2 protein-coding genes are annotated in these 813 nt (G+C 65.7%); both read left to right on the top strand.

Annotation, left to right across the window (positions count from 1 at the left end; translation table 11 throughout):
• On the top strand, positions 1-377 hold a 377-nt coding region (locus tag Q4D18_RS11635; protein WP_303128587.1), incomplete at its 5' end, for a penicillin-binding transpeptidase domain-containing protein.
• A gap of 5 nt (positions 378-382) precedes the next feature.
• Positions 383-813, top strand: a 431-nt coding sequence (locus tag Q4D18_RS11630) for a serine/threonine-protein kinase (RefSeq protein ID WP_303128589.1), incomplete at its 3' end; no start/stop codon positions are given.

Raw genomic sequence — 813 nt, 5'->3', positions numbered from 1 at the left:
GCGGCGAGATCATGAACCCGCAGCTCGTCAAGACCGTTCGGCAGCCGGATCTCAGCGTCAAGAGCCAGTTCAAGCCGTCCGTCTTCAAGCGGGCCACGACTGACTCCGTGGCCGCGGACATCCGGGACATGATGCTGGAGACCACGAGGTCGGGAACCGCCACCAACGCGGCCATCCCAGGGGTCTCGATCGCCTCGAAGACAGGCACGGCGGAGATCGCCAACAACCTCACGAACTCTTGGTACACGGGGTTCGCCCCGGCGGAAGACCCCAAGGTGGCGGTGACCGTCGTGGTCGCAGGCACTGACACGAACTCAGGCAACTACGCCGTGACGACGGCGGCACGAAACATCTACGAGGCGGTGTTGAACAAGTGAGACCCATGAAGGGAAACACGGTCGGCGGCAATCGGTACGAGCTCACCGAGCGCATCGCCATCGGCGGCATGGGCGAGGTCTGGAAGGCCACCGACTCGATCCTTGGCCGGAGCGTGGCCATCAAGATCCTCAAGGAGGAGTACACCGGCGACACGGCCTTCCTGCAGCGATTCCGCGCCGAGGCCCGCCACACCGCGCTCCTCAGCCACCCGGCCATCGCCAACGTCTTCGACTACGGCGAGGAGGACGGCTCCGGCTTCCTCGTCATGGAGCTCGTGCCCGGCAAGCCGCTCTCCTCCGTCATCGAGACGGAGAAGGTCCTCGACGCGGACCGGACGCTGAGCATCATCTCGCAGACGGCGAAGGCCCTGGCGACGGCACATGACGCGGGGCTCGTCCACCGCGACGTCAAGCCCGGCAACATCCTCTGCATGCC

The sequence above is a fragment of the Micrococcus sp. genome (assembly GCF_030523875.1).
Classification (GTDB): Bacteria; Actinomycetota; Actinomycetes; order Actinomycetales; family Micrococcaceae; genus Micrococcus.
The sequence above is the reverse complement of the archived record's forward strand: the minus strand, read 5'-3'. Positions and strand labels throughout refer to the sequence as shown.